Origin of the sequence: Nocardiopsis metallicus (assembly GCF_014201115.1) — a bacterium.
Classification (GTDB): Bacteria; Actinomycetota; Actinomycetes; order Streptosporangiales; family Streptosporangiaceae; genus Nocardiopsis; species Nocardiopsis metallicus.
Genome location: NZ_JACHDO010000001.1, coordinates 5998224 through 6024928, shown reverse-complemented (window position 1 = coordinate 6024928; position 26705 = coordinate 5998224). Strand labels below are relative to the sequence as shown.

Annotated in this window: 24 protein-coding genes and 1 tRNA gene; 8 read left to right on the top strand and 17 right to left on the bottom strand. The window is 68.0% G+C overall.

All coding sequences use genetic code 11. From position 1 onward, the window contains the following. Positions 1-23 precede the first annotated feature (23 nt). Both HNR07_RS26445 and HNR07_RS26440 read left to right on the top strand, forming a co-directional pair. The gene (locus tag HNR07_RS26445; protein ID WP_312893987.1) at positions 24-617 is read left to right on the top strand and encodes a TetR/AcrR family transcriptional regulator; all 594 of its coding nucleotides are present in this window, start codon (positions 24-26) and stop codon (positions 615-617) included. A gap of 143 nt (positions 618-760) precedes the next feature. Beyond that, on the top strand, positions 761-1363 hold the full coding sequence (locus tag HNR07_RS26440) for an NUDIX hydrolase N-terminal domain-containing protein (protein WP_184372715.1): 603 nt from the start codon (positions 761-763) through the stop codon (positions 1361-1363). 64 nt (positions 1364-1427) lie between these two features. On the opposite strand, the gene HNR07_RS26435 is transcribed toward HNR07_RS26440, so the two are convergent. The 6 genes from HNR07_RS26435 to HNR07_RS26410 form a co-directional block, all read right to left on the bottom strand. Then, positions 1428-3449, bottom strand: a complete 2022-nt coding sequence (locus HNR07_RS26435; protein WP_184367439.1) for an ABC1 kinase family protein — start codon at positions 3447-3449, stop codon at positions 1428-1430. A 559-nt stretch (positions 3450-4008) separates the two neighbouring features. Then, the gene (gene dacB / locus HNR07_RS26430) at positions 4009-5625 is read right to left on the bottom strand and encodes a D-alanyl-D-alanine carboxypeptidase/D-alanyl-D-alanine endopeptidase (RefSeq protein ID WP_184367436.1); all 1617 of its coding nucleotides are present in this window, start codon (positions 5623-5625) and stop codon (positions 4009-4011) included. A gap of 186 nt (positions 5626-5811) precedes the next feature. Then, positions 5812-8058, bottom strand: coding sequence for an ABC transporter ATP-binding protein (locus HNR07_RS26425; RefSeq protein ID WP_184367433.1), 2247 nt, complete (start codon positions 8056-8058; stop codon positions 5812-5814). After that, on the bottom strand, positions 8055-8978 hold the full coding sequence (locus HNR07_RS26420) for an ABC transporter permease (protein WP_184367430.1): 924 nt from the start codon (positions 8976-8978) through the stop codon (positions 8055-8057). Before HNR07_RS26420 ends, HNR07_RS26425 begins: the two co-directional genes overlap by 4 nt. Further along, positions 8971-9981: an ABC transporter permease gene (locus tag HNR07_RS26415; RefSeq protein WP_184367427.1), complete on the bottom strand. Its 1011-nt coding sequence runs from the start codon at positions 9979-9981 to the stop codon at positions 8971-8973. Before HNR07_RS26415 ends, HNR07_RS26420 begins: the two co-directional genes overlap by 8 nt. Positions 9982-10073: 92 nt before the next feature. Beyond that, complete coding sequence (locus tag HNR07_RS26410; RefSeq protein WP_184367424.1) at positions 10074-11780, bottom strand: ABC transporter family substrate-binding protein; 1707 nt, start codon at positions 11778-11780, stop codon at positions 10074-10076. A 650-nt stretch (positions 11781-12430) separates the two neighbouring features. Here HNR07_RS26410 and HNR07_RS26405 point away from each other — a divergent pair. After that, positions 12431-12904 (top strand): hypothetical protein, encoded by a 474-nt coding sequence (locus HNR07_RS26405; RefSeq protein WP_184367420.1) that lies wholly within the window; start codon positions 12431-12433, stop codon positions 12902-12904. A 158-nt stretch (positions 12905-13062) separates the two neighbouring features. Next, positions 13063-13677 (top strand): rhomboid family intramembrane serine protease, encoded by a 615-nt coding sequence (locus HNR07_RS26400; RefSeq protein WP_184367417.1) that lies wholly within the window; start codon positions 13063-13065, stop codon positions 13675-13677. A 113-nt stretch (positions 13678-13790) separates the two neighbouring features. Here the strand turns inward: HNR07_RS26400 and HNR07_RS26395 are convergent, their stop codons facing one another. From HNR07_RS26395 to dcd, 5 genes are all read right to left on the bottom strand, one after another. Further along, complete coding sequence (locus tag HNR07_RS26395; RefSeq protein ID WP_184372712.1) at positions 13791-14717, bottom strand: glycine betaine ABC transporter substrate-binding protein; 927 nt, start codon at positions 14715-14717, stop codon at positions 13791-13793. 249 nt (positions 14718-14966) lie between these two features. Continuing rightward, the gene (locus tag HNR07_RS26390; RefSeq protein WP_184367414.1) at positions 14967-15920 is read right to left on the bottom strand and encodes a glycine betaine ABC transporter substrate-binding protein; all 954 of its coding nucleotides are present in this window, start codon (positions 15918-15920) and stop codon (positions 14967-14969) included. A 42-nt stretch (positions 15921-15962) separates the two neighbouring features. Next, on the bottom strand, positions 15963-17189 hold the full coding sequence (locus HNR07_RS26385) for an ABC transporter permease (RefSeq protein ID WP_184367411.1): 1227 nt from the start codon (positions 17187-17189) through the stop codon (positions 15963-15965). Continuing rightward, positions 17186-18214 carry a quaternary amine ABC transporter ATP-binding protein gene (locus tag HNR07_RS26380; RefSeq protein ID WP_184367408.1) on the bottom strand — a complete coding sequence of 343 codons (1029 nt, stop codon included), beginning with the start codon at positions 18212-18214 and terminating at the stop codon, positions 17186-17188. The genes HNR07_RS26385 and HNR07_RS26380 overlap by 4 nt, the downstream gene beginning before the upstream one ends. A 405-nt stretch (positions 18215-18619) precedes the next feature. Then, on the bottom strand, positions 18620-19204 hold the full coding sequence (gene dcd / locus HNR07_RS26375) for a dCTP deaminase (RefSeq protein ID WP_184367405.1): 585 nt from the start codon (positions 19202-19204) through the stop codon (positions 18620-18622). A gap of 134 nt (positions 19205-19338) precedes the next feature. Between dcd and HNR07_RS26370 the strand changes: the two genes are divergently transcribed. The 3 genes from HNR07_RS26370 (at position 19339) to HNR07_RS26360 (ending at position 21706) form a co-directional block, all read left to right on the top strand. Next, positions 19339-19409, top strand: a tRNA-Gly gene (locus tag HNR07_RS26370). A gap of 258 nt (positions 19410-19667) precedes the next feature. After that, on the top strand, positions 19668-20186 hold the full coding sequence (locus HNR07_RS26365) for a hypothetical protein (protein WP_184367402.1): 519 nt from the start codon (positions 19668-19670) through the stop codon (positions 20184-20186). A gap of 149 nt (positions 20187-20335) precedes the next feature. Beyond that, a complete protein-coding gene (locus HNR07_RS26360; protein WP_184367399.1) occupies positions 20336-21706 on the top strand; it encodes a tyrosine-type recombinase/integrase in 1371 nt (456 codons plus the stop codon). A 90-nt stretch (positions 21707-21796) separates the two neighbouring features. Here HNR07_RS26360 and HNR07_RS26355 read toward each other — a convergent pair whose 3' ends face one another. The 6 genes from HNR07_RS26355 to HNR07_RS26330 all read right to left on the bottom strand — a co-directional run bounded on the left by HNR07_RS26355 (position 21797) and on the right by HNR07_RS26330 (position 25579). Next, positions 21797-22015 carry a helix-turn-helix domain-containing protein gene (locus HNR07_RS26355; RefSeq protein WP_221318942.1) on the bottom strand — a complete coding sequence of 73 codons (219 nt, stop codon included), beginning with the start codon at positions 22013-22015 and terminating at the stop codon, positions 21797-21799. Between the two features lie 19 nt (positions 22016-22034). Next, the gene (locus HNR07_RS35715) at positions 22035-22514 is read right to left on the bottom strand and encodes a WhiB family transcriptional regulator (RefSeq protein WP_184367394.1); all 480 of its coding nucleotides are present in this window, start codon (positions 22512-22514) and stop codon (positions 22035-22037) included. 420 nt (positions 22515-22934) lie between these two features. Then, on the bottom strand, positions 22935-23780 hold the full coding sequence (locus HNR07_RS26345; protein WP_184367391.1) for a replication-relaxation family protein: 846 nt from the start codon (positions 23778-23780) through the stop codon (positions 22935-22937). A 279-nt stretch (positions 23781-24059) separates the two neighbouring features. Continuing rightward, a complete protein-coding gene (locus HNR07_RS26340) occupies positions 24060-24260 on the bottom strand; it encodes a hypothetical protein (RefSeq protein ID WP_184373119.1) in 201 nt (66 codons plus the stop codon). Positions 24261-24831: 571 nt separating this feature from the next. Next, complete coding sequence (locus HNR07_RS26335; RefSeq protein ID WP_184367390.1) at positions 24832-24996, bottom strand: hypothetical protein; 165 nt, start codon at positions 24994-24996, stop codon at positions 24832-24834. A gap of 145 nt (positions 24997-25141) precedes the next feature. Further along, positions 25142-25579: an ATP-binding protein gene (locus HNR07_RS26330; RefSeq protein ID WP_312893986.1), complete on the bottom strand. Its 438-nt coding sequence runs from the start codon at positions 25577-25579 to the stop codon at positions 25142-25144. A gap of 231 nt (positions 25580-25810) precedes the next feature. On the opposite strand from HNR07_RS26330, the gene HNR07_RS26325 reads away from it, so the two are divergent. Then, positions 25811-26701: a helix-turn-helix domain-containing protein gene (locus HNR07_RS26325; RefSeq protein WP_184367386.1), complete on the top strand. Its 891-nt coding sequence runs from the start codon at positions 25811-25813 to the stop codon at positions 26699-26701. Positions 26702-26705: the final 4 nt, after the last annotated feature.

Below are 26705 nucleotides of genomic sequence, written 5' to 3'. Positions count from 1 at the left end.
CGGCTTCGGGCAGGATGGCGAACGTGAGCACCGAGCAGCGGGTCGAGGACCCGGAGAACATCAGTGACGGCCGCCGGCGCAAGGGCGAGCAGCGGCGCCGCCTGCTCCTCGACGCCACCATGGAGGTCATCACACGGGACGGAGTCACCGCCGTCAGCCAGCGCCGGGTCGCCGCCGAGGCGGGGGTCCCGCCCAGTACCGTCACCTACTACTACGCGACCGTCGACGACCTCCTGGTCGACGCCCTCACCAGGGTGAACGACGCCTACGTGCGGTTGGTCGACGCCCTGCCCGAGGACCCGGACGAGGCCCTGCGCGGGTTCGCCGCCCTCATCGCCGAGGGCGCCGGAAGCGACCGGGCGCACGCCCTGGCCGAGATGGAGCTCTTCCTCATCGCGGCCCGCCGCCCCGCGCTGCGGGAGCAGGTCGACCGCTGGACGGCGGCCGTGGACGCCTTCCTGGCGCCCTACCTCCCCGACCCCGCCGCCCGGGCCGGGGTGGCCGCGGCCTCGGACGGGTACTTCCTGCGCTGCTGCACGTCCAACCCCCCGCCCGACGCCGACGAGGTCCACCGGGCCCTGCGCCGCCTCATCGACCGCGAACGCGCCGCCCTCTGAGCCCCTGTCGCCCCCGCACCGAACTCCGAGGAACCCGAACCCCGAGGAACACCGTGAACACAGTCCACCCATCCTCCGGGCACCCGGCCACGGGCTCTGCGTCCTCCGACCCCCTCTCCACGGAGGGGGTCCGGCGCATCGCCATGGAGCTCACAGCGCAGGCGGAGTCGGGGCTGGCGTACTGCACCGACCGCTTCGACATCGAGCGCTTCCACCGCATCGGCGCCCTGGCCCGCGACCTGATGCAGACCGTCGCCGCCGAGGACCTGCCCGCCTACGAAAGAACGGTCGCCTCGGCCGCCGGGTACACCACCCCGAAGGTCGACGTGCGCGCCGGGATCTTCGATCCCCCTGGCAGGGTCCTGCTCGTGCGGGAGGTCTCCGACCCGCACCGCTGGTCCCTGCCGGGTGGATGGTGCGACATCCGGGAGAGCCCCCGGCAGGCGATCGAACGCGAGGTGGCGGAGGAGGCCGGGCTCACCGTGCGGGCCACCCACCTCGCGGGGGTCGTGGACCGGGAACTGTGGCCGCATACCCCGGTGTACGACCGGCACATCTACAAGCTCCTCTTCGTGTGCGCGCCGTTGGCCGAGCTGGACCCCTCCTTCACGAGCGAAGAGACCAGCGAAGTGGCGTGGTTCGAGGTGGACGACCTCCCCGAGCTGTCGCCGTCGCGGGTCGTGCCCGAGCAGATCACGCTGCTGCACCGGCACTGGGCCCGCCCCGGGCCCGCGCACCTGGACTGATCCCGGTGGCGAGGCCCCGGAACGCCGCACGCCGCACGCCGCACGCGGTCAACGCCACGAGCGGTCATCTTCGTTCACGGTCCCCGCCGTCTCGGACCATGTCCACCAGCAACCGCAGTACGAACATCGCCGTGGTCGCCAGCAGCAGCCACGCCAACAGGTTGAGCGCCTGGGTGTGGGTGGCCAGTTCCGGCCAGGACACCCCCGGCCGCTCGGTGACGTTGAACAACCCCACCGACATGAATCCGGTGACCACAGCCAGCACGGTCATGACCGCGCGGCGCACCACCGAGCGCAGGAGCCTTCGGTCCTCGGGGTGGGCGAACATCCGGGCCTGCACGGTGAACCGGCCCTTGTGCAGCTGGTCGGTGATCCGGTCCAGCCTGCGCGGCAGTCTGCGCAGGGTGGGCAGCAGGGCGATCAGCTCCCCGGACGCCATCTGGCGCAGGTTGCCCGTGCCCAGCTGCTCGGACATCCGGGCCCCGGCGTACCGTTTGGCCTCGGCCACCGTGTCGAAGCCCGGTGACAGGTGCACCAGCGTTCCCTCCAGGGTGGCCATCGCCCGGAAGACCGCGGCCAGTTCGGCCGGGAGCACCAGTCCGAACCGGGTGACCAGCATCAGCAGTTCGGTGAACATCCGCATGCTGGCGGTGGTTCCGCCGTTCAGGTAGCGCGCCATGAACTGACCGAGCGAGCGACGCAACCGCTCGGTGTCGATCTCCCCCGGGTCATCGACCACGTCGAGCAGGGTGTCCGTCAGCAGCACCGCGTCGCCCCGGTCGATGGCGAGCAGCATCATCTGCAGGGCCTCCCGGGTCTGGGCGTCCAACCGGCCCACCGACCCGTAGTCCAACAGCCCCACCCCGCCCCCGTCGAGCAGCAGGATGTTGCCCGGGTGCGGGTCCGCGTGGAAGATCCCGCTCGTCAGCACCTGTTCCATCAGGCAGTCCAGGAGGATGCGGGCGGTACGCTCCCCCTCCTCCGGGGACAGGTCTCCCCCGCCGACCTGGGTCCCGTGCAGCCGCTCCATCACCAGGACACGGCGGCTGGTGTAGGCGTCGTACACCTGCGGGATGCGCACCGGGGAGTCACCGGTGGCGTCGGCGACGGCGGCGATGTTGGCCGCCTCCACCTCGAAGTCCAGCTCCTCCAGCAGCGCCTCGGCGAACCCCTCCGCCAGTTCGAGCACTCCGATCGCGGGCCCCCAGTCGGTGTGCTCGTCGAAGCGCCGGGCGAGTCTGCGGATGATGTCGAGGTCGCGCCTGACCACCGGGCCGATCCCGGGCCGCTGCACCTTGACCACGACCTCCTCGCCGCCGTGCAGCCGGGCCAGGTGGGCCTGGGCGATGGAGGCGGCGGCCAGGGGTTCGGGGTCGAACTCGGCGAACACCGCACCGGACTCCCGGCCCAGCTCGCCCTCCACGCACTCACGGATCTGCTCGAAGGGCACCTTGGCCACCTCGCTGTGCAGGCGGCCCAGCTCCTCCACGAACACCGGCGGCAGCAGGTCGCGCCGGGTGGCCAGCACCTGGCCGAGCTTGACGAACACCACCCCGGCCTCCTCCATGGAGCGCACCAGGGAGCGGGCCAGGCGCCGCTGCACCGAGGTGTCCTCGACCCCCTCTCTCCGGCCGAGCACGTAGCCGCCCAGCCCGTGCCGGGCCAGGATCCACAGGATGCGCCGGTAGCGCCCCATCCGGCCGAACCAGCCCCTGGCCTCGCGGACCATGGCGACCGGCCGGACTCTGGTACCCCGGGGCAGGAGCAGTTCCAGGCCGACGAAGGCGAGCATCGCGCCCACCGCCATCGCGAAGAGCATCAGTGCCATGAACCCCGGCTGGTCCATCTCGGCGGGCTCGGTGGAGTTGAGCGCTTCGAAGGTGCCGTAGTAGGCCAGGATCGCGCCCACGGCGCCCACCGGCGCCCCGAACAGTGCCGCCAGGGCCAGCCTCGGCAGGTTGAACGGCACGTCCATGAGTCGGCTGGCCAGCTTGCCCAGGCCCAACAGCACCAGGACGAGCAGGATCAGCGACAGGACCTGTCCGACGACCATGCCGAACACCGAGGCGACGGTCAGCGTTTCCATGAACGCCCTTCCGAGGAGTCCGCCCCGGACGCACGTGGAGACGCACGCACGGGGACACAGGGTTATGGGTGCAGGGTTCCAGATGCACCGCGGGTCGGGGGCACCGAGGTGCGGACACGGCGTTACAGAGGCAGGGGGTTACAGCGGCAGGTGGTTGCAGAGGCAGGGGGTTACAGCGGCACAGGGTGACAAGGGCACAGGGCGCCAGCGGCACGCGGTCAGGGGGCAGGTTTGCCCAGACGTGAGGACACAGGGCTGACAGAGGGTTGTCGTCGAGGCGCTGGTGGTAGGGGCGCGGGGCCGCGGGAGCACCAGGTTCTGGGGGCCGGGAGGATGGTGCTGCCTGAGTCCAGATTGCCATCCCTGGCTCCCCGGGCGACAGTCCGCTTCCTCAGCCTGTGGATAACTGCCCGGACCCGCGGCCGGGCCCGGTGGAAAGGGAACCAGCGCCGAAAGGCCCGAGGTCGAGGGGCTCAACGGCGAAGGGCCCGAGGGAACACGTCCCACGGGCCCACTGCGCTCAGCCGCCTGATCGCCTCGGCGGGCGGTCGTCAGCTTCTCAGCAGGTCAGCTCCCAGGAGCACTCCAGCTCACCGATGCCCGGGCCGCCGCCCGCCTCGCGCTGCGCGAACGTACCCGCCGGGGCCTGGTTGCCCAGGTACTCGGCCAGCCGGACCACGATCGCGTTCTGCACGTGTGTGGGCGCCGCGCCCGCGTGGTCGTTGTTGACGACGCTGAAGTACAGCTCCGCACCGTCCGGCCCCTGTACGTAACCCGAGAGCGCGCTCACCCCGGTCATCGTGCCGGTCTTGGCCTGGGCCACACCCTCCGCGGCGGTACCGCCCATCCGCGACGCCAGGGTGCCGCCGACCCACGGGTCGCGCTCGCCCGCCACCGGCAGCGAGTGGTGCCAGACCTCGTACCAGGAGGCGTCCTGGACACTGTCGAGCAGGTCCACGACGGTGTTCGCGGTGACCCAGTTGCCCCGGGACAGCCCCGACCCGTCGTTGAGGACCAGGTCGGAGGTGTCCACCCCCACCCGCTGGAGCGCCTCCTCCTGGGCGGCCAGACCCGCCTCCCAGGAGCCCTCGCCCGCGACCTCCCGGCCGATGCTCTTGACCAGCATCTCCGAGTGCCCGTTGTTGCTGAACTTCATCAGCGGGACCAGGACCTCGCCCAACGTCATGGAGGAGTGCTCGGCGACCACCCTGGGCCGGTGCCACTCGCCTGGCACCTCACCACGGGCCACCTCTCCCTTGACCGCGACGCCGTTGTCCTCCAGAGCCCGGGCGAACAGGTGCCCGGCCAGCCCGGCCGGGTCGTCCACGGTGCGCAGAGCCACCAGCGGACCGGCGTCCGCGGGCAGCGACCCGGTCACCTCGATCGTGTTGGTGCCCACCGGGCGGTCGACCACCAGGCTGCTCACACCCCCGGCCGGCCCGGTGACGGCCCGGTTGTCCAGCTCGACGTACCCGTCGGCGGCGCCCAGGTCCACGCTCACCGGTCCGCCCTGCGCCCCCGCGGTCACGGTCACCTCGGTGACACCGGTGTCGAAGCGCTCTCCGTGAGCGACCGTCAGCGCCGAGATCTGCGCCGAGTAGGCGTAGGGCTCATCCTCGGGCCACCAGTCGTCCACGAGCCGCTGGTCGTCGAACCACGAGTCGTCGGCGTACAGGTCGCCGACCGAGGTCACTCCGGAGGCGGCCACGTCGGCTGCGATGGCGTCCAGGTCCGCCTCGGCCAGGGTCGGGTCGCCCCCGCCGACCAGGTACAGCTCCGGCACGTCCCCACGGCCCGGGCGGCGCTCGACCACGGCCTCCGTCTCGAAGGTGTGGTCGGCCCCCAGCACCTCCAACGCGGCGGCGCCGGTGAAGGCCTTGATGTTGGAGGCGGGCAGCAGCCGGGTGTCGGCGTCACGCGAGTAGAGCACCTCACCGGTGTCCGCGTCGGTGACCACCACCCCCGAGGTCGCGCCCTCCAGCGCGGGGTCCTCCAGGAGGGCGTCGATGTCGGAGCGCAGGTCGTCGAGGCGCTCGGTCGGGTCCGCGGTGTCGGCCAACGCGGGCACGGCGGTGAGTGGGGCCAGGGAGACCAGCGGGGCGGTGGCGAGGGCGGCCGCGGCCAGCCAGCGGCGGCCGCGCCGCGTCCCCTGGCGGTGGGGGGTTGCGGGGGTCATGGGACTCCTCGGAGGAAAGTGCCGATCTGGAGCATGCCAAGCGAACCTAACCGACGGTCCCCCGTTGACGCCAGAGCGTGCCCGGCGGTTCGCTGACAAAAGGGGCGGGCCGGGGAAGAATCCCCGACCCGCCCCGGCGGCCGCTCCGGCCGTTGACCCGGTACCGGCCCAACACCGGCTCAGCGGTCAGATCAGTTCGATCACCTGCGAGTAGTGGCACGCGTCCCGGTGCCCGCTCCCCCGGTCCATCAGCTCCGGAGGCTCCTCCACGCACTTGGTGCGTTCGGCGTCCGAGAGCTCGTTGGCGAACTTCGGGCAACGGGTCCGGAACCGGCAGCCCGAGGGCGGGTTGGCCGGGCTGGGGATGTCACCGGTGACGGTGATCCGCTCCCGGGTCCGCTCCTTGATCGGGTCCGGCAGCGGGATAGCCGAGATCAGCGCCTGCGTGTACGGGTGCGCCGGTGCGGTGAACAGCTGGTCCGTCGTGGCCGTCTCCACCATCTTGCCGAGGTACATCACGGCAACGCGGTCCGCGATGTGCTTGACCACCGACAGGTCGTGCGAGACGAACAGGTAGGACAGACCCAGCTCGTCCTGGAGGTCCTCCAGCAGGTTGATCACACCCGCCTGGATGGACACGTCCAGCGCCGAGACCGGCTCGTCCAGGACCAGCACCCTCGGGTTGAGCGACAGCGCGCGGGCCACCCCGATGCGCTGGCGCTGACCGCCGGAGAACTCGTGCGGGTACCGGGAACCGTGTTCGGGGTTGAGCCCCACCAGTTCCAGGAGCTCCGCCACGCGCTTCCTCGCGTCCCGATGCCCGCTCCCGTGGATGCGCATCGGTTCGGCGATGATGTCCGCGACCGTCATACGCGGGTCCAGGGAGGCGAACGGGTCCTGGAAGACCAGTTGGAGGTCCTTGCGCAGCGGCCGCATCTGGCGATCGGACAGACCGTGCAGGGGCTGACCCATGTAGGAGATCTCGCCCGAGGTGAGCTTGATCAGGTTCAGCAGCAGCCGCGCCGTGGTGGACTTGCCGCAGCCGGATTCCCCCACCAGCGCGAGCGTCTCCCGTTCGCGCAGGTCCAGCGAGATCCCGGAGACCGCCTGCACGTCGCCGATCTTGCGGCGCAGCAGCCCCTTGGAGCGGATCGGGAAGTGCTTGACCAGGTCGGTGGCGCTGAGCAGGATCTCGGGCTCGGCCGCGCCGGAAACCTCACGGCCCGGCTCGGCGCCAAGCTCCTCCAGGTACTCCTCGCGGGCCTCGGCCCCCAGCGACTCGGCCGCCTCCATCTCGGCGACCGAACCCACGCCCTCGGTGTCCACCGCGGTGGCCTTGAACAGGTCGGCCGCCTCGACCCCCACCAGCTCCTCGCTGAAGTGGCAGGCCGCGCTGTGGGCGGTGGGATCGTCCGTGGACTCGGCCCGCGGCCCGTCACCGGTCCGCTCTTCGCCGTTCTCGATGAGGAGCAGGCGCGGTTCCTCCTGGTGGCACAGGTCCCGGGCCATCGGGCAGCGCGGGGCGAACCCGCAGCCCTGCGGAAGGTCCCGCAGTGAGGGCGGGGTGCCGAGGATGGGCGTGAGCCGGTCGTTGCGGTCACCGTCCAGACGCGGCAGCGAACCGAGCAGCCCCAGCGCGTAGGGCATGCGCGGCCGGTAGAAGACCTCCTCCACCGTGCCCTTCTCCACGATGCGGCCGGCGTACATCACGCCCACCCGGTCGACCTGACCGGCGACGACGCCGAGGTCGTGGGTGATCAGCACCAAGGCGGCCCCGGTCTCCCGGCGGGCCCGCTGCAGGGCGTCCAGCACCTGCGCCTGGACGGTCACGTCGAGCGCCGTGGTGGGCTCGTCCGCGATGATCACGTCCGGGTCGTTGGCCATCGCGATCGCGATCACCACGCGCTGGCGCATACCGCCGGACAGCTCGTGCGGGTACTGCTTGAGCCGCTGCTCCGGGGACGGGATGCCCACGATCTCCAGCAGCTCCAGCGCCCGGTCCAGGGCGGCCTTCTTGCTCACCTTCTTGTGGGCGTGCACCGCCTCGGCGATCTGGTAGCCGATCGTGTAGACGGGGTTGAGCGAGGTCAGCGGGTCCTGGAAGATCATCGCGATCTTCTGCCCCCGGACCGCGCTGATCTGCTTGTCGTTGAGCCCGAGGATCTCCTGGCCCAGCACCCGGACCGAGCCCTCCACCTTGGCGTTCCTGGGCAGCAGGCCCATGATCGCCATGGAGGTCACGGACTTGCCGGAGCCCGACTCGCCCACGATGCCCAGGGCCTCGCCGCGGCGAAGCCGGTAGGAGACCTCCCGGACCGCGGGCAGCGGCCCGTCCTCGGAGGGGAAGGTGACGCTCAGGTCGGTGACCTCGAGCACCACGTCGTCGGTGTCCGCCACGACGGTGTTTCCTTCATTCGTGTACTCAGTCGTCATCGCCGCACCTTGCTCTGTCGTGGGTCGAGAGCGTCCCGGAGACCGTCACCGATGAAGTTGATCGTCAGACAGATCAGCACCAGCAGCACACCCGGAGGGTAGAACAGCCACGGACGCGTGGACACCGCCGTACGGGCGCTGCCGATCATCTGGCCGAGCGAGATGTCCGGCAGCTGGATGCCCAGCCCCAGGAACGACATGCCCGCCTCGGCGAGGATGGCCACCGCGACCAGCAGGGTGGCGGCGACGATGATCGGGCCGGCCGCGTTGGGCAGCAGGTGCCGCAGGATGATCCACGGCGCCGAGGCCCCCGAGGCGCGGGCCGCCTCCACGAACTCCTGTTCGCGCAGGGACAGCACGACACCGCGCACCACGCGGGCGATGGAGGCCCAGGAGAAGATCGCGATGATCAGTGCGATCGCGGCCCAGTTCGTACCGGCACCGCTGTTGCCCGCGATCGCCGCGGCGGCGACGAGCAGCGGGACGATCAGGAAGATGTCGACGACCCGCATCATGAGGGCGTCGACCCGGCCGCCGTAGTAGCCGGCGGTGGCGCCCCACAGGGAGCCGACGGCCGTGGACACCAGCGAGACGGTGAAGGCGACCTTCAGCGTCTGCTGGGCCCCGCGCATGAGCTGGCCGAGGACGTCGTGTCCGGCGGCCGAGGTGCCCAGGGGGTGGGTCCCGGACGGCGGCTGGTTGCTGGGGATCTCCCGGTAGACCGTGTGGTCCCACATCCAGAGGAAGGGGCCGACGAACGCGAACAGGACGATCAGCACCAGGATGAACAGGCTGATCATCGCCGGACGGTGTCGGCTGAACCGGAGCAGGACGGTCTGGAGCTGGGTGCGGTCGGCGCTGCTCCTCGCCTTCTTCGCCGGGTCACGGCGCGCGCTCTCGAACATGCCGTTCTCACTCATAGCGAATCCTCGGGTCCAGCACGGCGTACAGCAGGTCGGCGATCAGGTTGGCCAGGATGACCAGCGTGCCGCTGAGCAGCAGCCAACCCATCAGTGCGAAGGAGTCGTTGTTGTCCACCGCGGTGATGAAGAAGTCACCGAGACCGCGCCACTGGAAGACCACCTCGGTGAGGATGGCCCCGTCGATGACGCCCGCCACGCTGATGGCGACCACGGTGGTCAGCGGGATCAGCGCGGTGCGCAGGGCGTGGCGGCGGATGACCGTGTGGTTGCGCAGGCCCTTGGCCCGGGCCAGGCGCACGTAGTCGCTGTTCATGACTTCGAGCATGGAGGTGCGCTGGTAGCGGCTCCAGGAGGCGAAACTGATCAGCATCAGCACGATCGTCGGCAGGGCCATGTGGGCGAAGGCGTTGAGGAACTGGTCCCACAACGGTTCGCCCTGGGCTCTGAACCGCCCGTCACCGATGGTGGCGAAGACCTGTTCGCCCACCATCAGGTTGAACTTCACGCCCGCGGCCTGCATGATGCCGGCGAACCAGAAGGTGGGCATCGCCAGGGCCAGGAAGCCGATGAAGGTGAGCGTGTAGTCGAGCTTGGAGTACTGGCGCAGCGCGCTGACCACACCGGTGATGATCGCGAGGCCGAGGGCGAAGACCATGGCCGCGCCGACCAGGCGCAGGGTGGTCCACAGGCGCTCGGCGATGTTCGCGCCGATGTCGTAGTGGGGCCCCTGTGTGGAGGGGCCGAACTCGCCCTGGAGCAGACCGATGTCGCCGTTGCCGCCGATGCCGGTCATCCACAGCCAGTACCGCTCCGGCATGGAGCGGTCCAGGTAGAGGCGCTCTTCGGCCTGTTGGAGGACGGCCTCCGTGGGCGGGGGCTGGGACATCCGGATCTCGGCGAGCGGATCACCGGTGACGTCGATCATCACGAACGTGAGGACGGATGCGAGCAGCAGGACGGGTATCGCGCCCAGGAGTCGCCGCATCGTGTAAACGAGCATGGGAGTGATCCTTCAGGGGTGGACGAGGACCGGCCCGGCCCCGGGAGTGTGTCCCGGGACCGGGCCTGCGGTACTCACCGGACTAGTCGCAACTAGTCGGCGAGGTCCCACTCACCGATGTTGTAGGTGGCGCGGTAGCTGGACTGCAGGTTGTCGTGAACGTCGGGCAGGCGGTCGGTGTTCACGAAGAAGTAGTTCGGCTCCGCCATGATCGGCAGCACGTAGGCCTCGGGGACGTGGATCGCCATGGCCTGGTTGGCCAGGTCGGCGGCGGTGTCCAGGTCCGGGGCGTTGTCCACGCCCTCGGTCAGCTCGTCGACCTCGTCGTTGGAGTAGCCGCCGAAGTTGCTGCCGCTCCCGGAGTTCCACTGCTGGTACGGGGTCGCGGTGAAGTACGGCGAGCCGGACCAGCCGAACTGGACGATGTCGTACTCGGCCGCGCCGAGCATGCCGCCGAGGTCGTCGGTCATGTCGATGTTGGCGGTGATGCCGATCTCGGCGAGCTGGGCCTGGATCAGCTGGACCGAGGTGTTGCGGATGGCGGTGTCGGTGCTGCGCAGTCGGAACGGACCGATCTCCTCACCGTCGAGGGTGAGGGTGTCGCCGACCTCGTAGCCGGCGTCCTCGAGGATGCTGGTGGCCTCCTCGATGTCACCGGTGCCCAGCGGCTCGTCCGCGTAGTGGTCGACGTAGTACTCGCTGTCGCTGCCGAAGGTGTGGTTGTTCTTCAGCTCGTAGTCGGGGTAACCGGCACCGAAGTTGCGGTTCGCGATGTCGTCGCGGTCGATCGCGGTGAAGATGGCGCGGCGCAGCTCGACGTCCTGGAGCTGCTCGTTCGCCAGGTTGAGGTCGATGTGCTCCCAGGTGGCACCTTCGGCGACGGTCACCTCCGCGTTCGGCAGGTCCTGGATCTCGAGGATGACGTCCTCGCTGTACTGGGCGGGGTTGGCCCCGTCGATCTCACCGTTGACGAAGGCGTTGGCGAAGGTGCCCTCGTCGGTGTTGAACATCATCGTGATGCGGTCGAGCTTGGGCTCGTCACCGAACCAGTTCTCGTTCGGCTCCTTGACGACCTCGTTCTCCAGGTCGCCGTCCACGATCAGGTACGGGCCGCCGGACCACTCGGGGCGCTCGCCGTGCAGCCAGGAGTAGTACTCGCCCAGGTCGTCCGCGTCGTCGACGTCCCAGCCGTTCTCCTCGGCCAGGTGCGCGGGGAGGAAGCCGCCGGCCTGGTTGTGGGCGTCGAACAGGCCCATCCACTCGGGGTTGGCCTGCCCCTCCTTCAGCTGGACGGTCGCGGTCTTCCCGTCGACCTCGATGCTCTCGACCTTGTCGTTGTTGGCCGAGGAACGCGGGTCGCAGCCGGTGCAGTAGCCCTCGTCGGGGCTGGTGCCGAGCATCCAGGAGACGCGGAGGTCCTCACCGGTCATCGGCTCGCCGTCACTCCACACGGCGTCGTCGGCGAGCGTGACGGTCCACTCGAAGGGGCCCTCGTCGACGTCGTCGTTGACGAGCTGGGGCTCCTCGGCGAGGTAGTCCATGTTGAACTCGTAGGTCGCGTCCGGCTGCCACTGACCCGTGTAGGGCAGGACGCCGGAGAGCATCTGGACGGTGTAGACGCTACCGCCCGCGACGCTGATGGCCTGCCAGTCACCGGGCAGGCTGTTGATCACCCAGGTGACCTCCTTGGCACCACCGTTGCCGCCGTCACCTCCGCCGTCACCGGCACAGCCACTGGCCACCATCACCGCTGACGTCGCCGCGGCGGCGAGTGCCAACGTCTTTCGACGCTTGAACATAGTCACACCCTTGATCACTCATGCGAACTGGCTACGGGGTCGATGCCGGTCGGGCACACCCCGCCGAAACTAGGCGATTAGTCAATTAGAAGACCATTGAGTGAAATGTCTGTATAGCCCCAATGCCGGATTCGTGACCCATCCGCAACCGGTTCGCGCTCATGCCCGGTCGCGACCGGCACGAAACCCCAACACACCGGACACTCCTGCATCGCAGCAGGTCAAGCGAACCCCAAGCGGCAACGCCAGGCTAACCAGATACGGACACCAGGGAAAAGCATTGCGGTCCAATCAAGTCCCCTCACCGCCCGAGAGGGAAATGTAAACGACGTTTAACTACAATTTCGACGCATGCGACCACTGAGAGAGAAACCGACAGGCGGCGCAAACATCCCATGATGGGCAAGCTTCACCCTCAGCACACCCCGCACCCACGCGAAGGCGGCCTACACTTCGAGAAAAAATTCATGGGATGAACCCATGGCCACTTCTTTAAAAGCAGCAGAGGACAAAAAGCATCCGTGCGCGCGTCCCGAACCCCACGCACGGGCCGACCGAAACCGCGAATCCTGCTCCCACGAAGCGGATAGGGTTCCCAGTGACGACTCCCGTCATCCTCAGCGCCCCGCCCAGCGAGAGAGGCATCCACCGTGTCCGAATCGGTCCGCCTGGTCTGTCCTGCAGGCCGCAAGTACGTGGAGCTATGGGGCGGTTACGCTCTGGTCGCGCTGGGCGCCGTAGTCGCGGTCAGCGGCTCCGGCCACTGGGCGAGCATCGTTCTGGGCGCCCTCCTCGTCCTCGGCGGCGCCGCCGCGGCCTTCGACGGCCACCGGATCAAGGCGCCGGTCCTGGAGGTCTCCGAGGACGAGTTCCGCTACGAACGCGGGAGCTACGTCGTGCGGGTCCCCTTCAACGAGATCGGCTCCTACTACGTGTTGCCCGGGCGCATCCGCTCCCTGGGCCTGTGCGACCACACCGGGCGCCCCAAGCGCTTCCCGTCGCTGAAGAGCCGCCGGACCTCGCGCACCTACCTGCCGCTGACCGGGATGACCAACCCCGCCAAGGTGGAGTCCTTCATGGCCGTGGCCGGCATCCCGCCCCGCAAGCGCTCCCTGACCGCCTGAAGCCCGAGCAGGCCTCCTACAGGCCGTGCGCGCGGCGCCCGTTCGGACCGGCCGCTCACCGCCGACACGGCACTCATCTGTGAACACAACAGATCATTTCGCCCACACGCGCCCCAGGGACATACCACCGCAAGGCTGATTCATCTAGGCTCGATGGGGTGAAGCAGTCCAGAATCACCGCCATCCTGACCGTAGCGGGGATGCTCGCGGCCATGTGGGTCTTCGAGATCCTCGACACCCCTCTCGGGGGCCAACTCGACCGGCAGTTCGGCATCCAGGCCGGTAACACCTCCGCGCCCTGGACCGTGCTGACCGCACCGTTCATGCACGGCAACTTCGCCCACCTGATCGGCAACTCGCTGCCCTTCCTGGTGCTGGGCTCACTCGTCGCCTTCAGCGGCCTGGGCCGGTTCCTGCTCACCACGCTGATCGTGGCCGTGGTCAGCGGCGTCGGCGTGTGGCTGTTCACCGCCAGCGGCGTCATCACGGTGGGCGCCAGCGGACTGGTCTTCGGCTACTTCGGGTACACGGTGCTGCGCGGCATCATCGAACGCAAGACCGTCGACATCGTCATCATGATCTGCGTGGTCATCTTCTACGGAACGATGATCTGGGGGGTCCTGCCCCAGCACCCCGGCGTCTCCTGGCAGGCGCACCTGTTCGGCTTCCTCGGCGGTCTCCTGGCCGCCTACGTGCTGCCCAGGCGCGAGAAGCCGGGCCAGATCAACCAGGGAAGCGTCGGAGGGGCCCAGGGCGGCTACTACGCGCCCTGAGGCCGCACGGACACGGCGGGGGCCGCCTCCCCTCCCGGGAGGCGGCCCCCGCTTCGTGTGCGGCGGCCGGAGTCGGCCGGACGGGACCGGACGCGCGGCCAGAGCGCGAGGGCTCAGAACTCCAGGCCCTCGGCGTCCTCCATCAGGGTGCGATCCAGGAACAGGGGGTTCTGCGCGAGCCACTGGCGGGCGCCCTCCGCCGGGTCGGTGACCCCGGGGCCGACCGTGAGCGCCTGCAGGGAGGCCAGCTCGTCGTCGTTCATGGTCCAGTTCCGGATCCACTCGGTCAGCTCGGGGTAGTCCTCCTCGAACCCCGCGCGCCCGATCGAGTGCAGGCCCTCGCTGCCGCCCATCGCCCCCTGCGGGTCCTCGAGGTCCCGCAGCTCGTACTGCGCGTAGGCCGGGTGCGGACGCCACAGCGTCACCACGATGGGCTCCTGCGCGGTGACGGCCTCGTCCAGCTCGGTCATCATCGTCGAACCCGATGAGGTCCGGAGCTCGAAGTCCTCCTCCAGCCGGTACCCGGGCATGGCCTGGTCCCGGGTGACCTGGGTCAGACCGGCGTCGGGTTCGATACCGACGATGGTACCGTCCAGGTCGTCGGCGTACCCCGGGAGGTCGTCGATCGACTGCACGTCCTCCATGTACTCGGGGACGGTGAGGGTGAGGGTCGCGTTGTCGTACCAGGAGCCGAGGCTCTCGATCCGGCCCCGGTGCTCCTCCATGTACTCGTGGTGGGTGACCGGAAGCCACATGTCCAGGTACAGGTCGAGCTCACCGTCGGCCACCCCCTCGAAGGCCGGGGCGACGTCGACGTCGGTGACCTCGACGTTGTAGCCCTTCTCCTGAAGGATGACCTCCCACATGTGGGTGACCGCGATGGCCTCCTCCCAGGCGATCAACGCGATGTTCACGTCCTGGAGGTCCCCACCGCCGTCGAGGCCGTCCATCATGCCGTTCTCACCGGCGCAGGCGGACAGCAGGAGCACACCGCTCATACCGGCGGCGGCCAGTGCCGTCCCGCGCTTACGGCTGTCCATCATGTAATCGTTTTCCCTCACTGCGTGCCTCCACGGAGCCGACCCACGTGAGGGGGGGCCACCAGGACCGGCTCCGGAACAACTTCGCCCAGACGAAGGCCGCCCCCACACATGGTGGAGGCGGCCGCTCCCGTATGTCTACCCGATCAGACAGGGCGTTTTGTACGCCCAGTGATCAGGGCCACACACTGGGATTCCGAAAGGCAGGGCCCGGGGGCCAGTGCACACCGGGCCCCTGGGACCGGGGTCCTAGAACTCGAGGCCCTCGGCGGCGTCGCCCAGGGTGCGCTCCAGGAACTCGGTGTTCTCGGAGAGCCACTCGCGGGCGCCGGCCTCGGCGTCGGTGACGTCGTCGCCGACGGTCAGCTCCTCGAGGGTGGCGAGCTCGTCGTCGCTCATGGTCCAGCCCTCGAGCCACTCGGCGAGCTGCGGGTAGTCCTCGGTGAAACCGTCACGGCCGACCGAGTGGATGGTCTCGGCGTCGCCCATGAGGCCCTCGGGGTCCTCGAGGTCCTTCAGGTCGTGCTTGGCGTAGGCCGGGTGCGGACGCCACAGCGTCACGACGATGGGCTCCTCGTCCGCGATCGCGGAGTCCAGCTCGGCGAGCATCGCCGCACCGGAGGAGGTGACCAGCTCGAAGTCCTCGTCCAGACCGTAGCCCGGCATCGCGGAGTTCTCGGTGGTGTCGGTCAGACCGGCGCCCGGGTCGATGCCGACGATGCGGCCGTCCAGCTCGTCCGCGTGGTCGAGCAGGTCGGGGATGGAGTTGACGTCCTCCATGTACGCGGGGACCGTCAGGGTCAGGATGGCGTTGTCGTACCAGGAACCCAGGTCCTCCAGCTGGTCCCCGTAGTCCTCCCAGTACTGCGCGTGCGTGTTGGGAAGCCACGTGTCCAGGAAGAGGTCCACGTCGCCGTTGGCGGCGCCCTGGTACATCGGGGCGACGTCGACGTCGGTGACCTCGACGTTGTAGCCCTTCTCCTCGAGGATGACCTCCCACATGTGGGTGACCGCGATGGCCTCCTCCCAGGCGATCAACGCGATGTTGACGTCCTGGAGGTCGTCCGCGGTACCCGCGCCGCCGTTGCCGGCGTCGTCGGAGCCTCCGGTCAGGTCCTCGCCGTCGCCGCCACAGGCGGACAGCAGGAGTACACCGCTCATCCCGGCCGCGGCCAGGGTCGTCATGCGCTTACGGCTCTTCATCTGGGTTCCTTCCATCAGGACTACTACGTAAAAGACTGGGGATCAGGACGAGCTGCTGGCCCGGGCCTGAGGACTCTTGCGGGTGACGGCCGCGGTCAGGCGGTCCAGGAAGATCGCCAGGATGACCACGGCGATACCCGCCTCGAAGCCCAGCGCACCGTCGTTTCGGGTGATGCCCTGGTAGACCTGGCTGCCCAGACCACCGGCACCGACCATGCCCGCGATGACGACCATGGACAGGCCCAGCATGATCACCTGGTTGACGCCGGCCATGATCGTCGGCAGGGCGAGCGGGAGCTGGATGCCGGTGAGGATCTTGTGTCTGGGGGCACCGAAGGCCTCGCCAGCCTCGACCAGCTCCCTGTCGATCTGCCGGATGCCGAGCTCGGTCAGGCGCACACCGGGCGGCATCGCGAACACGATGGTCGCGACCACACCGGGCACCGCACCGATGGAGAAGAAGAAGATCGCCGGGATCAGGTAGACGAACGCCGGCAGCGTCTGCATCAGGTCCAGGACCGGCTTGGTGATCTTGCTGACGAAGTCGTTGTAGGCGGCCAGGACGCCGATCGGGATCGCGATGACCACCGCGATGAGGCTGGCCACCAGGACCAGGCCCAGGGTGTCCATGGCGTTGGACCACTGGCCGACGGAGGCCACGACCGTCAGCGCGATCAGTGCGAACACTCCGAGGCGCCATCCGGCCACCGAGAGCGCGAGCAGGCTCAGCAGCAGGATCATCAGCAGGGAGGTCGGGTTGGTGACCAGCATCGGCAGGACCAGCCAGCCGAGCAGGACCAGCACGAGCCAGCCGCTGGCCACGACCCCCGTGCGCACGCGGTTGGCGGGGTCCACCAGGCCCAGCGCCGTCGTCGCGATCAGGAAGACCAGCGAGACGACGAAGTAGGGCTCGACGTTCGTGTCGAAGAGGTTCATCGCCCAGATGAAGAGCCCCGGCACGCTGTTGATGACGGTGGTCATCAGCTCGAACTGCGCCTGCGCGATGTACAGGAGCGAGGTCACCACGACGATGGCGAGCAGCGGGGTCCGGCGTGAGCGCACCAGCGGGACCGCGATGATCACGGCCGCGATGAAGGCGAGCTGACCGGCGGCGGGATCGACGAAGAACCCGGACAGCACGGCGACGGCCCAGCGGATAAAGTCGCCGGTCAGATCGAAGAACAGACCGAAGTTGGCCTTGAGCCAGGCGTTGAACGCGTTGAACCCGTCGCCGATGGGGAGGGCGGGCGGGAAGTCGACGGGGGTCACTTGGCGATCTCCTCGTTCTCGTCCCGGGCGAGGGAGGCGAGCACCGACTCACGGGTGACCATGCCCAGGACCTCGCCCTCGGCCGACACCACTCGCAGGCGGTCGGCGGTGGAGACGCTGGTGTACAGGTCCGCGACCAGCGTGTCCGAGCTGACCTGGGGGGCGCTGGCGTCGACGGCCACACCGGCGGCGACGGCCTCGGCAGCGGTGAGCACACGGCTGCGGTCGACGTCCTCGACGAAGCGCTCGACGTACTCGTTGGCCGGGGCGTTGAGGATCTCCGCGGCCTCGCCGATCTGGGCGACGCGGCCGTCGCGGAGCACGCAGATCCGGTCACCGAGGCGCATGGCCTCGTTGAGGTCGTGCGTGATGAAGATGATCGTCTTGCCCAGCGTCGCCTGGAGCTCCAGGAGCTGGGTCTGCATGTCGCGGCGGATCAGCGGGTCGAGCGCGCTGAAGGCCTCGTCCATGAGGATGATGTCGGTGTCGGCGGCCAGGGCGCGGGCCAGGCCCACGCGCTGCTGCATACCGCCGGAGAGCTGGTGCGGGAGCTTGTCCTCCCAGCCGTCGAGGCCCACGAGACCGAGGGTCTCCTTGGCCTTGGCGAAGCGTTCGGCGCGGGGCATGCCGCGCAGCTCCAGGCCGTAGGCGGCGTTCTCCAGCACCGTGCGGTGCGGGAGGAGGGCGAAGTGCTGGAAGACCATGCTGATCTTCTCGGACCTCAGCTTCAGCAGGTTCTTGTGGCTGAGGGCGGTGATGTCCACGCCGTCGATCTCGACCGTTCCGGCCGTCGAGTCGAGCAGGCCGTTGAGCATGCGGATCAGGGTTGACTTACCCGATCCGGACAGACCCATGACGACGAAGATCTCGCCCGGTTGGACCTCGAAGGACACGTCGATGACAGCAGCGGTCACGTCGAGGTCGGCGATGGTGTCGCGGTGGCTGCCGTCGGCGAGCCGTTCGACGGCCGCCTTCGACTGCCTACCGAACACCTTGTACAGGTGGTCTGCGCGTACTACTGGCACGGTCTCCTCTACGGGGCTGTCCCTGACCGCGAGATGCGGCGGAGCCCCGAAAGACCCCGCAGTCGTCCCGCGGTTCCTTCAGGTAGCCGGTCCACGCAGAGCCCCCCGTGCGCGCCCTAAGCGGGCGAAACCGCTACCTGGTTCACGTCGGGGCGCCACCTTACCGAGATGTGTACGCACAGTTCAGACGGTATGTCACTACCAAATAACATGTTTAGCCGCCATAAAACCCGTCCGCCGACCTGTGGCACGGGATGCCGGGGCCACAGAGCACCCATATGTGATCTATACCACTGGACACTTTGGGGCGACAACGGTCACATTTACGTGACAGGCGCACAGAGCGACGGAACGTGTCAAAGCATGACCGTACCGTAAGGCCCCCTCGGGCCACCAGAGCGGCCCCTACCCCTCTCCGATCCGGGTCCGGGAGAAGTTCTGGTGCGACCGCGAGGGCGTCGGTCCGCGCTGGCCCTGGTACCTGGAGCCGTAGGCGGCCGAACCGTAGGGGCGCTCCGCGGGCGAGGTGAGCCGGAACATGCACAGCTGCCCGATCTTCATGCCCGGGTAGAGCTTGATCGGCAGGGTCGCCACGTTCGACAGCTCCAGGGTGACGTGCCCGGAGAACCCGGGGTCGATGAACCCGGCCGTCGAGTGCGTGAGCAGGCCCAGACGGCCCAGGGAACTCTTGCCCTCCAGCCGGCTCGCGATGTCGTCCGGCAGCGTCACCGCCTCGTAGGTGGAGGCCAGCACGAACTCCCCGGGGTGCAGGATGAACGCCTCGTGCCCGTCCGTCTCGACCAGCCGGGTCAGATCCGGCTGTTCCACCGACGGGTCGATGTGGGGGTACTTGTGGTTCTCGAACACCCGGAAGAACCGGTCGAGGCGCACGTCGATACTGGACGGCTGGACCAGTGAGGGTTCGAAGGGATCGACCCGGACCCGCCCGGAGTCGATTTCTGACCTGATATCGCGATCGGAGAGCAGCACGCTCCGAACTTACCGCCTGCGGGAACACCCCGGATGCGGCTCGACCCCGGCGCCCGCCCACCGCGCCGACTTGCCCTCGGGGCCCCGAGTTGGGCTAGGATAGCCAGCGTCGGCCAGCCCCCGGGCGCCGCAGCGCGGATGTAGTTCAATGGTAGAACTTCAGCTTCCCAAGCTGATAACGCGGGTTCGATTCCCGTCATCCGCTCCGTTCGAAAGACGGCCCCTGAGCAGCGAACATCGTTCGCACGCCAGGGGCCGTTTTCGCGTTCAGGGTGCACCAGCGGGTGCACGGGGGTGCGGATGACGCGCCCAGCTCCCGTCATACAGCCGGTTCGGCAGGCGCACGGGGGTGCACGACCACCAGACATCAGCTCCGCAAAGCAACCCGAGGCACAGGCGAGAGCCATGCCTCCGGTCTCTTGAAGCCCCCGGTTATGTCACCCCGGGCAACTACCGTGCCTTCATGGACCTGACCTACATCGAGGCATGGCAGCTCTGGTTCACAGGCACCCAGCTTTCCGACCACTCCTTGTATGGCGCCCCCATCGTGTGGTGGGGCCGGGGAGGAAAGCTCCTCGCTTTCGTGGCTGGCCTAGCCGTACTTGTCGACATCATCGGCCTCGAGCTCCTCCGTGACCACGGCCGTCGGGTTTTCGCGGGCTTCGACAAGTTCATCCAAAACGAGGGACGTGAGCAAGCCCCGAGATGGTTTTACCGAGCCTTCGCCGTCTACGGGATCCTCCTCCTTGCCTGGCTATTCTCGGTCGTCGCTCACTTCGCCCGGGGCTGGAGCTACTCGCTCCTCTGGTGGTGGTCTCCACTCCTGGTTCCTGCAGCGTTTTTCCTCGTCATGCTGGCCGTCATGGTGCTGGTGGCCGTCTACAGTGCACTCTTGACACACCCGGCCCTAGCCCGGATCGCGAGCATCATCAGCCTGCTGCTTTTCCTCATCGGGTTCCATTTCGACTTCCTGGCATCATAGACCTTGATCAAATTTATCTATTCATACAAATAAGACCAAATGGATCAATTTTCATGATATGAGAATTTTCTGTTCGCGCGCCGAAGGTTTTCGGAGATCTTTGGTGAATTCCCTTTGATTCAGGCCGCACCCAAGCGATGGTCTGCACCATGGCGACCATCAACCAGCGCAAACTCGCAGGCGGGGCCACCCGGTACTGGGTCAAATGGCGGCTCGGCGGCACCCGTGACGGGGCACCCCAGTCCGAGCCCTTCCACAACCACGCCGACGCCCACACCTTCCGGCTCCACGTCGAATCCGCGGGCCACCAGTGGCCCGAGAACTGGATCCCTCGGCAAGGCTGGGCCGAGGGATGGATCCCCGGCCAGGGCTGGCTCAAGACCGAGGAAGAGCCCGAGGATGAACCGGCACTCTTCGCTGACTTCGCCTGCGAGTACCTCGACTCCCTGTCCGGGATCGACGAGCGCACCCGAGCCGACTACCACCGCGACCTCAAACGCCACCTGCTCCCCCACTTCGCGAAGGTGAACCTGCGCGAGCCAGGCGAGCTCACCCATCAGCACGTGCGGCAGTGGGTCAATCACCTCCAGGCCGGGGTGGCCGACCCGCGCACCCCCATCAACCCCCGCACCGGCAAGGGTTCCAAGAAGGGGGCCAAGCGGGGACAGCGCGCCGGGTGGCTCCGACCTCCGCTCGCACCGAAGACCATCCAGAACCTGCACGGGCTACTGTTCATCATCTTGGCCGAGGCCACCCGCACCGAGCCGCCGCTGCGCCAGTCCAACCCCGCCGCCCGCACCCGCCTGCCCCGCGTGGACGACGGAGAAGGCAACCAGGAGATGTGCTTCCTCACCAACAACGAAGCACGCCTGCTCATCGAAGCCATGGACCCCGACGTGCGCGACATGGTCGAGGTGCTGCTGCGCACCGGGCTGCGTTACAGCGAACTCACCGCCCTGCAGGTCCGAGACATCACCACCACCTCAGCCCGCACGGTCGACGGCAACCAGGTCCACAAGGGGTTCTTGGAGGTCAAGCGGGCCTGGAAGCGACAGAAGGACAACTCCTTCAAGCTCGGCGCCCCGAAGACGAAGACCTCGCGCCGCCGGGTACCGCTCACCCCGGACACCATTGTGCTGCTGCGTTCGCGCTTGGAGGGCAAGGGCCCGGAGGAGTTCGTGTTCACCACTTCCACCGGGGCGTGGTGGCGCCACTCCTCCTTCTACACACGCCGCTGGGCACCCGGGGTCAAGCGCGCCCGGGAACGCGGGCTGGCCAAGAAGCCGCGTATCCACGACCTGCGCCACACCCACGTGGCACGGCTCATCGACAAGGACGTGCACGTGTTCAAGATCCAACGCCGCCTGGGCCACTCCTCGATCACCACGACCATGGACCGCTACGGCCACCTCATGGCCGATCTGGACGAGACCATGATCGAGGCCATCGACGGCGCACCCACCGCCCACACCCCCGGGCTGGGCCTGGACGAATACCAGAAGCTGAAACTGATCTCCTAACTCGGATGCCCTCAGTCGAAGCGCACGAGGGTGGGGGTGGGAGCGGGCTCGAAGCCCGCTCCCACCCCCTCTTTGTCACTGCTGATGGGTTCAGCCGGGAGCGGGCCACCGCCGTACGGTGCGCCTGCGGGGTACGACCTGCTGGGCCGCCTGCTCCACGATGTGCTCCAGATCCTGTGCGGTGAAGCGCACGTGCTTGCCCAGCCTGCGGTGCGGTACCCGCCGCAGGCGTACCCGTTCTCGCAGCCAGGACTCGGGCACCGCCAGTACCCGTGCCGCTTCGGGGATGCTCAGCAACTGCTTGGTCAACGACCCCGTGTCAGGGACTTCAGGCGGCTCGGTCGTCGTCACCCTCGACCTCCACTTTTGCGAACCCTTTTGCGAACGGTTCTGCGATCGTCCTTCTTGTCTTGCGGTCGGTTCTGCGAACGGCCCGGATCAGGCGTCTCTCCTCCTCAGACGTCCCGCCCCACACCCCGTACAACTCGCCCCGGCCAAGGGCATCGGTTAGACAGTTGAGCTGGACCGGACACACCCGGCACACCCGTTTGGCGGCCCGTACCGACGTGCTCTGGGCTGGGAACCACAGATCCGGGTCCATGTCCCGGCAGGCCGCCCAGGCCCACCAGCCCCCGCTTGCCCGGTCGGGCCCCGTGGGGCCACCAAACGGCCCGTCTGCCCCGCGCGACCCAGACACGCCCGCCGGGCGCGGGAACCGGTCCTGGGCGGCCACGGCGGCCGGTGCGGCCCGCGTCCGTGACGGTGCGTTTCGTCCGATGTCTGCGCCAGCCGTTGGAACGTCATCCATGGGCTTCGCCTCCCGCGCTGGTAGCCCGCACCATCCCCGACCTCGTCACCGGGAGCCAGCGCCGACAGCATCCAGTGACCACACCAGTCATAGGCATCAGCAAGGCGTTGGTACGGGACACGGTGAACTCGGTTTCGAGGCACCCAGAGTCGTAGTGGGCCAGGGAGTCAGGGGCCGTGTGTACGGGGACGTTCGCGCCCCCGCACACACGGGCCCCCGCCCGCCCTACGTGAAATAGACCGCCAACTGGGCTATAAAGCCGGGGCGTCCGACGGACCACCCCAAAGCCCGCCTGACCTGCAGTGAGTCTTGACTCACGGGTAGTCCGCCCCAGGCCGGAACACCAGCTGGCCCCTGGGACGGAACAAGCGTTGGAGGGGTTACCGGAGCCCCTGTTGGCGGGGTACCGATGGGCGCATTTCAGGCACCCCATCCGACCTCCTCATACGTCTCGAAGGCTCCGGCAATGTGCCTCAAGCCCACAGGGCGAAGGTCAGTGGCCGCACGCCAGATGGGCGCACCGGCCCCCGGCTGCTCCAGCTCGTGTTGGGTGGTCAAGTACACCTGGAGTCGGTCCGAGCAGGTCTCGGCCAACTTCTGGGCGACGTTCTCTCCTCGCTTGGCGGAGTGCACGACGAACAGCACCAGGGTGACGACGCCGCTGAAGCGGATCCTGCTCTTGTAGCCGGACATCTTGTTCTTGAGCTGGGTCAGGGACTCGGTCCCGGTGTCGTACTCCACGAACGCCTGGAGGTTCAGACCGTTCTCGCACCAGAGCAGTCGGGCGTCGGGGCGCACGTCATAGCCGAAGCGCTTCTCGCACTCGCGCTCTCCGAGCCACTCCTTGAGCTCGGCTCCGCAGGCTCGCGCGCCACGCAGGAAGTCCACCCTGGTCTGCGCCAGGCCCAGGATGTGGTTCAGCTTGGGCGAGTGGGCGACCGCCAGGGCCCGGTCCGAACGGAACTTCAGCGCGTCGGGTTCCTTGCCCTGGTGCAGGGCCACCAGCACAGCCCCGGTGGCGTTCAGGATCCAGTGGTCAGGGGCGTTGCGGTCGTGAGCGTGACGGCGGAAGCGGTCAATGACCCCGTACCGGTGCAGGGTGAGCAGGCGGCTGCGCGCCCGGCGCGGTCCCGCCTCGGGGAAGAAGAGGTGCTGTAGGTGGTGGGTGGTCAGTACCCGGTGTTCCCAGAGCGCGACGAGGATCTGCCGGTCCCTTTTCGTGATCCGGGGAGCGAGTCGGAGCAGGGTCGAGCGGTAGTTCCCCACAGGTGTCCTCCACGGTGGTGACTGAGTTTTTCCTTTCACTGAGTGAGGGACGCAGCGACTACCAGAATTCGACACCAGGAGCCGATAATTCTTCTCATCCGGACTTTCGAGCAGGAGCCCGGAAGCACGCGATCACGCTGGCTCGGAAATCACTCAAAACCCAAGCAATAGATCCCCATAGCTGACATATTCTCGATCTCGTTGACCACCCGACGCCTGCCGCCACCAGCAAGGCAGGGCGGCACCGACAACGGCACCGCCCCAAGGCGAGGACGCGGTTCAGCTGGCCAGGCTCAGCCAGGTGCGGACCAGACCAGCGAGTTCATCGAACTCGCCCTCCGGACTTCGCGAGCCCTCTCCGCGCAGGAGGGCCTCTTCGACTGTCGGTGGGTGGAAGAGGTAGGGGCGGACTCCTCGCACGCCGTCGTCGTCCACGCACCAACCCCGGTCCGAGGGGTGCGGCTCACGAGGTCGCGGCATCCTCCATGCCGCGACCTCAGACACACTCTTGAACAGCGCGAACGGGTCTTCTCCCGTACGTGCTTCCCCTGCTCCACGCCTCGCTGCTCCAGTCTCGATCGAGGTCGTTTCGAGCAGCCGCGATCGTTCGCTGGGCGGCCGGAACGCACGCTGTTGCGGCCGCAGTGGGGTGGCGCTGCACAGTACGGCGGCCAACAGGGATCCGAGCATCCACCGCAGCCGTTCACGCCAGCCCTGTAGGGGTTTGCGGTGCCTACCGATAGGCTTTTCCACGATCTCCTCCTGGTGATGTCAGGTGGGGATTGAGCCCCGGCTCGGTGTTCGCAGCACCGCGCCGGGGCACCTTCGTTGTTCTGGACTTCCTCTCTGTGCGGCGCTGAGGGGTGTCTCTGGTTCCGGGTTCGCACACCACCCGAAACTGCGATTATCACTCAAGCCACATAAAGAGAATCAATCATTCACGAACCCGCTCAGAATTAACTTTTTCTGCACGGTTGGTTGATGTTCGCTTGGGTGAGCAAGGTTCTTCAAGGCCCAGCGAAAACGAATTCACTTCCGGAATCCGGAACGGTTACCAGCGTCGGGTCAGGCCCACCAGTTCCTCCAGCTCCCCGTGCTGCCAGGCGGCCAATGGCCGGGCCAGGACGGCCCTGGCTGCGCCGACGAGGAGTTCCTGCCGGACCAGGTACGGGCGGGCTCCCCTCCGCCGCCGTTGGCGCCGACTACGCTTGTCCACGATTTCCTCCTGCTCATCCGGGTGGTGATCAGGCCCCGGCCGGTGTTGCCTCACCAGCCGGGGCACCTCGTCTCGCCTGGTTCGCGAAGACCACGGGTGTCGATGGCACCGAAGCTCCGGGCTGCACTTCCCGTCGTCATCCGATTCAGATCACGGACATCGTGTGCGCGGGAAGCCAGCGACGAGCACGCTCCTCGACCAGGCCGCGCACCTCTACGGCGTTGAGTTCGCCCCCATCGCTGTCCACCGCGAACCACACACGCTTGCCCTCGCCCCAGCGGTAGGCACCGCACACCTGTCGGGTGAAAGCTTGCATGAGGGCGAGCCCCCGCCCGTGCTCGGTCAGGAGCTCCACCAGTTCCCCGCCCTCGGGGAAGCGGGGGAGGGTCGGTTCGGCGTCGTACACCTCGACCACTCCGCAGCGGCCCGACCGCGCCCACACCTCCACTCCGATCTCAGGCCGGCCGTGCAACAGCGCATTGGTGAACGCCTCGCTCACCGCCAGCCTGGCCACTCCTCGCCCGGCCTCGCCGATACCGGCCGCCACCAGCGCGTGGTCGACCATCGTTCGCGCGAGCCCCACGTCCGTCGCCCTCGGACGCCTCCACTTACACGAGACCCCGTTCATCCAGCACCACCTCGTCTGTCCGCTCTCGAACCTGTGCCACCTCTACATCAACACCGCAGGCCTCCCACCGGTTCGGCCGTCAACCCGCGATGGGTCCATAATGATTTGCAACAACGCAAATTACAAGCACAGCAAGTTGATTTGCGTACAATGAGTAATGATGCGTGTTTCCCGTGTGGTGGGAAGATGACAGCGCCAGCACAGCGACGACAGGAGGTGGAGATGCCCGAGGGCACTCCGGTCCATGGTTCCCCTGCCCGGCGGCACTACCTGGTCAGCCAGCTCAAACGGCTACGCACCCGGACCGGGCTGTCCCAGGAGGAGGCCGCCGAGGCGATGGGCTGGCACAAGTCCAAGGTCTCCCGAATGGAGAACGGCAAGTGGAAACGGCTGAGCGGACCGGAGATCGACGCCCTGTGCCGCCTCTACGAAGCCCCTGACGAACTCCGCGAAGAGCTCTCCCACATCGCCAAGGCCGCCAGCCGCAACCGGTCCGCAGCCTGGTGGAACGCCTACGAGGACGTCCCCGGCGGTGCGTACTACCCGCTGGAGTACGAGGCCGGGCAGATCTTCGAGTACACGCTCGGGCTGTTCGGCGGCCTGGCCCAACACCCCGACTATGTCCGGGCCCTCATGGAACGAGGCGCGGTGCCCGACGAGGCCGAGCGCGAACGCAGGCTGGAAGCCCGTGTGGAGCGGACCCGCAGCATCCTGCGGCGTGAGACTCCCCCGCAGATGTGGTGGGTGATCGACGAGCCCGTCCTCACCTGCCAGATCGGCGGCAACAAGGTGATGCGCACCCAGCTCGAACACCTCCTGGAGCTGAGCGAGCACCCCGCGATCAACCTCCAGGTGCTCCCGCAGTCCGAGGGCATGAGCCTGAACTACGGCTTCTCCCTGCTGTGGATCGGTGACGATCGCGTGGGGCATGTGGACGTCCCACCTCATGGGTTGTTGTTCGACGCCCAGGAGGATGTGCAACACCATGAACTCAGGTCCCAGCACCTGCGGGCCGCGGCCGCTTCTCCCGAACGCTCCCGCGACCTGATCCGCGCCAGGATCAGCGAACTCACCTGAGGAA

Bases quoted from the DNA above. Each gene is read 5' to 3' on its own strand.
- HNR07_RS26440 (WP_184372715.1), top strand. From the start codon at position 761: ATGGAGCTCACAGCGCAGGCGGAGTCGGGGCTGGCGTACTGCACCGAC.
- HNR07_RS26435 (WP_184367439.1), bottom strand. From the start codon at position 3,449: ATGGAAACGCTGACCGTCGCCTCGGTGTTCGGCATGGTCGTCGGACAG.
- dacB (WP_184367436.1), bottom strand. From the start codon at position 5,625: ATGACCCCCGCAACCCCCCACCGCCAGGGGACGCGGCGCGGCCGCCGC.
- HNR07_RS26425 (WP_184367433.1), bottom strand. From the start codon at position 8,058: ATGACGACTGAGTACACGAATGAAGGAAACACCGTCGTGGCGGACACC.
- HNR07_RS26420 (WP_184367430.1), bottom strand. From the start codon at position 8,978: ATGAGTGAGAACGGCATGTTCGAGAGCGCGCGCCGTGACCCGGCGAAG.
- HNR07_RS26415 (WP_184367427.1), bottom strand. From the start codon at position 9,981: ATGCTCGTTTACACGATGCGGCGACTCCTGGGCGCGATACCCGTCCTG.
- HNR07_RS26410 (WP_184367424.1), bottom strand. From the start codon at position 11,780: ATGTTCAAGCGTCGAAAGACGTTGGCACTCGCCGCCGCGGCGACGTCA.
- HNR07_RS26395 (WP_184372712.1), bottom strand. From the start codon at position 14,717: ATGGACAGCCGTAAGCGCGGGACGGCACTGGCCGCCGCCGGTATGAGC.
- HNR07_RS26390 (WP_184367414.1), bottom strand. From the start codon at position 15,920: ATGAAGAGCCGTAAGCGCATGACGACCCTGGCCGCGGCCGGGATGAGC.
- HNR07_RS26365 (WP_184367402.1), top strand. From the start codon at position 19,668: ATGGACCTGACCTACATCGAGGCATGGCAGCTCTGGTTCACAGGCACC.
- HNR07_RS26360 (WP_184367399.1), top strand. From the start codon at position 20,336: ATGGCGACCATCAACCAGCGCAAACTCGCAGGCGGGGCCACCCGGTAC.
- HNR07_RS35715 (WP_184367394.1), bottom strand. From the start codon at position 22,514: ATGGATGACGTTCCAACGGCTGGCGCAGACATCGGACGAAACGCACCG.
- HNR07_RS26340 (WP_184373119.1), bottom strand. From the start codon at position 24,260: ATGCCGCGACCTCGTGAGCCGCACCCCTCGGACCGGGGTTGGTGCGTG.
- HNR07_RS26325 (WP_184367386.1), top strand. From the start codon at position 25,811: ATGACAGCGCCAGCACAGCGACGACAGGAGGTGGAGATGCCCGAGGGC.